The sequence below is a fragment of the Kocuria subflava genome, from assembly GCF_012163155.1.
GTDB lineage: Bacteria > Actinomycetota > Actinomycetes > Actinomycetales > Micrococcaceae > Kocuria > Kocuria subflava.
On the sequence record NZ_JAAVUN010000058.1, the window covers coordinates 1 to 3,784 of the forward strand.

Here is a 3,784-nt window from a genome sequence, read left to right on the forward strand (position 1 = left end):
TGTGGCGAGGAGCCCGTTCCTCATCTCACCAACGCACCCGTGACAAGAACCTCATGCCCCACAACACCTAGTGACGCGCAAGAATGCGCCTCTGACGGTCGAAGGGCGCTGTTGGCTCATCGAGCGATGCCGCACGAGACCCATCGCCCACGCCGTGGCTGAGATGGGCCTCTCCCGTGCCTGCACAAGCAAGTGGGTCAACAGATGGCGGGCGCACGGTGAGCTCGGTCTGCTCGACCAATCCTCGACACCCCACCATGGCGCCGCCGCGTCCCCGGCGGCGGTAGTTGCCCAGATCGAGACGCGGCTCCACGAAGGACTGGAGTACCGGACCCCGGTAGAGGTCGAGGCTGCTTTCACTGAGGCCGACGTGACCGCGCCCGCGGTGCCCTGACCCCGGAACGAAACCCAGGGCGCTTCACGGCCAGCATCCCACACCGCGGTATCCACCGGACGCTTCGCCTGCCTTTGGGGCGGTGGATCGACTGCCCCGGCAGGCTCGGAAGCACCCCGGTAGGTTCCGGCAGTCGTGCAGCACATTCAGGAGCACAGCAGCCCCTGGGCCCACAGTAGATGTGGTGCAGTTGGGGTTGTACGTCGGGCTTGTGCTCAGGGGCTCAGGCGTCGACCTTCTTCGAGTCAGTCCGGTCCCTCTTCACACATCCAAATTTTCCGGTTTTGTGCACTATGCTGAGGCCGGTGGAAGGAGCCAACATGATCCCTGAACCTCTTCAGTCCCAGCCGTACGTCACCGCGCAGGATGCTCCATCGGTGTTGGCGCTCCTCGGGCTGAACAATGGGGTCTTGATGGACTCCGTACGCACCGGAGTCGCGCGAGCCCAGGATGTGACGGCCTTCCATCCTGTGACCGCTCGTGGGTACACGCAGTGGTCGGAGACTGTGGCTTACCTCCGGCAGGAGCTCGTCGGGCGCCAGTGGGCCCAAGGGGACCCGCAGAACTCTCCTCGAGTGTTTTCCCCGGACGGTAAAACCTCGATCATGGTGGTCGGAGGAAATGCCGACACGGGAGTCTCCGTCGAGAAAGACCCCCGGACGGCACGTCGCCGCGGTCCGGCGACCCGAGCCGCGGTGCAGTGCAACGGCCAGCAGATGCTGGACGTGATCCTCGAACTGCCGGCAACATGGGACCGACAGGAGCCGCTCACCTGGGTGTTGCTCTACCACTGGTCGAAGGACGAGCCAACCGTGCGCGCCGAGCTTTCCCTTCCTGCAGCCGTGACCGATGACGGCGACATTTCTCGCTGGAGTCACCGCATCCTTCTGCCTCCGCAAGACCTCACCAGCTTCGAGGTGCCCCAGCGTCCGGCTGGCCCGCAGGACGACATCGACTTCAGGATCGTAGAACTATCGTGACACTAGAACCCTCGCGGATCGCACTGGCGAGGTTGCGTGCGGGACTAAGTAAGAGTGAGCTGGCCCACCGGCTTCAGGCCACTCCCCGCACAGTGACGAACTATGAGACTCACGGTGCTCCGGATCGGGCCGCTTCCGCACTGGCGCAAGCAATTGGTTGCGCCCCAGCGTTCTTCCGCATGCCTGCTACATCACCATTTGAAGAGGAACGGGTGTTCTTCCGTGCCCGGCGCCGCTCGAGTGCTGCGCAGAAGCACGCGGCGACCTCCGCAGGACGTATCGGGGTGGAGCTATATGGGCTCATCACCGAGCACTTCGCTTTGCCGGAACTAAGCATTCCTGACCTGGCGGGAGTCGATCCGCTTGATGCGGCGCAACAACTACGTGCCGAGTGGCAGTTAGGGATTGACCCTCTGCCAAACTCATTGCGTCTGGCCGAGTCTCATGGTGCCCGAGTCCTCAGCTTGCCCGCGGGAACGGCTGATGTGGATGCCTTCAGCTTGTGGGAAGACGGCCGGCCGTATGTGTTCCTCTCCACAATGAAGACCGCCGAACGCTCCCGGTTCGATTTGGCGCACGAGATAGGGCATCTAGTTCTGCATGCTGGCCTGGACGCCTCCTTAAACAGCGAACGAAACGCGGAGCAAGAAGCCGATCAGTTCGCCTCTGAGTTCCTCATGCCCCGCATTTTGCTGCGTTCACAAGTAGGCAGGGAGCCGTCAATCGCCACAGTTCTCAGACTCAAAGTCAGCCTGGGCGTCTCGGCTATGGCATTGGCCTACGCCCTTCATAAAGCTGGGCTGCTGACGGACTGGTCCTATCGGCAGGCCTGTATCGAGCTAACTAAACGCGGTTATCGATCCGGTGAGCCAGAAGGCATGGACCGCGAAACTTCTCGCGTCTTCAATGTCGTCCTTCCGGCGCTCCACAAGTCCAAGGGCTGGGGCACCGAAGAGATCGCCCAACGTCTCGGCGTTCCAGCGGCTGAAGTGCACGGCTTGACTTTCGGACAAGCCCTCGCAGACGTCACCCTGCGGGAAAGCAACACTCGAGTGCGTGACCGCTCTCGAGCGCATTTGTCACTAGTGCATTGAGAGGCGATTGCCGCGTCGGCAAGCCGTAACCCGTGCAGTCTGCGCCACTGCGTTGCGCACTCGAACGACGCGGTGAGGGTTCCGGTGTGAGCGCTGGAGCCGTTTCCTCGGTGCAGCGGGGGCATGACATTGGTTCTCGAGCCAGGTCTGATTGAGGGCAGACTGTGCTCATGACTCCTGCCCGTCCTGAGCATCCGTCCATGGTCGACCGACTGGTTCATCTGGCTGGCCAGGCCCCGGCCGCGGTCGGCCTGGGCTCCTCACCGGGAGACGGAGACGAGGTGCGTCTGCTGGGGCATGGGGAGAGCTTCGCGGCGTGGTTGCTGGAGGCCGGTGGGCAACGAGTGGTGGTGCGGATCGCCCGGCGTCCGGTGGAGGAGTTGCCGCGGCCGATACGGGAGGAGTTCCACGGGCTGAGCCTGGTGCCCGAGGGTATCGGCCCGCAGGCCCTGGTGCTGGAGGAGTCGGCGGACAACCCCCTGGGTGCTCCGTACATGGTGGTCAGCTTCGTACCCGGCCGCGTCCTCACACCGGGGCAGTGGACTCCGGCTCTGGTCCGGGCCCATGCCCAGCAGATGGCTCGTCTGCATGCCCAGCGATTCGACCGCTGCGGTGAGCTGACCACCCCGGAGGAGGAACGCCGGGAGGCGGTGGACATCGCCGGTCAGTTCGCCGCCGGCCTGGACTGGTGGAACGACAACCACCCGGGAGTGATGGCCGAGCCCGACGTGACACGACTGGCCCGGAAGGTGGGGGCATACCTGCAGGACGCGCAGAAGACCTTCAACCGGTTGGCGTCCTTCGGGCTGATCCATGGGGATCTGTTGTTGCCCAACATCCTCGTCGAGGGGGACACCACGGTGCGGTACATCGATTGGGAGTGGTCGGAGATCGGGGACCCCGCCCAAGACCTCGCTTACCTTGGTGGGCGGATCACGGTGGACCCGTGGCATCTGCCCATGACCCGGGCCCAGACCCGGGATTTGATCGAGGTCTATCTGGCGGCCAGCGAGCACCAGGCGGCCACGGGCACCGTGGAAGAAGTGATGATTCGCTGTGATGCCTGGGAGGTCTACGAACGGTTCCTCACGTCCTTGCATCATCGCAGCCTCTTGGTTGATCGAGGTGATCTGACCGGTCAGGAGCGAGACCTGTACGCCAGTGCCGTCGCTCACGTCACCGGAGAACTCGACGCTCGACTTGAATAGATCCAGGCCAGGCAAGGGACTGTCCGATAAACGGTGTATCGCCCCGGGTTTGTTAGAGGCTCGCAAGTGCCGCGTCGGCGGGTGCCGGTGCGGGGTTGTTGTGATGGT

3 protein-coding genes and 1 pseudogene are annotated in these 3,784 nt (G+C 63.7%); all 4 read left to right on the plus strand.

Features of this window, described 5'->3' with window-relative positions:
* Positions 1 to 70: 70 nt before the first annotated feature.
* Positions 71 to 301 (plus strand): annotated as a pseudogene (locus GTW58_RS14745) (leucine zipper domain-containing protein); the annotation flags it as partial.
* Positions 302 to 714: 413 nt separating this feature from the next.
* A complete protein-coding gene (locus tag GTW58_RS12835) occupies positions 715 to 1,374 on the plus strand; it encodes a hypothetical protein (protein WP_119933819.1) in 660 nt (219 codons plus the stop codon).
* A 92-nt stretch (positions 1,375 to 1,466) separates the two neighbouring features.
* Positions 1,467 to 2,468, plus strand: a complete 1,002-nt coding sequence (locus tag GTW58_RS12840) for an ImmA/IrrE family metallo-endopeptidase (RefSeq protein WP_157980613.1) — start codon at positions 1,467 to 1,469, stop codon at positions 2,466 to 2,468.
* Positions 2,469 to 2,638: 170 nt separating this feature from the next.
* Positions 2,639 to 3,676, plus strand: a complete 1,038-nt coding sequence (locus GTW58_RS12845) for a phosphotransferase family protein (protein WP_157980612.1) — start codon at positions 2,639 to 2,641, stop codon at positions 3,674 to 3,676.
* Positions 3,677 to 3,784 lie beyond the last annotated feature (108 nt).

Excerpts from the sequence above, each read along its gene's own strand:
- GTW58_RS12845 (WP_157980612.1), top strand. The coding sequence starts at position 2,639 with ATGACTCCTGCCCGTCCTGAGCATCCGTCCATGGTCGACCGACTGGTT.
- GTW58_RS12835 (WP_119933819.1), top strand. The coding sequence starts at position 715 with ATGATCCCTGAACCTCTTCAGTCCCAGCCGTACGTCACCGCGCAGGAT.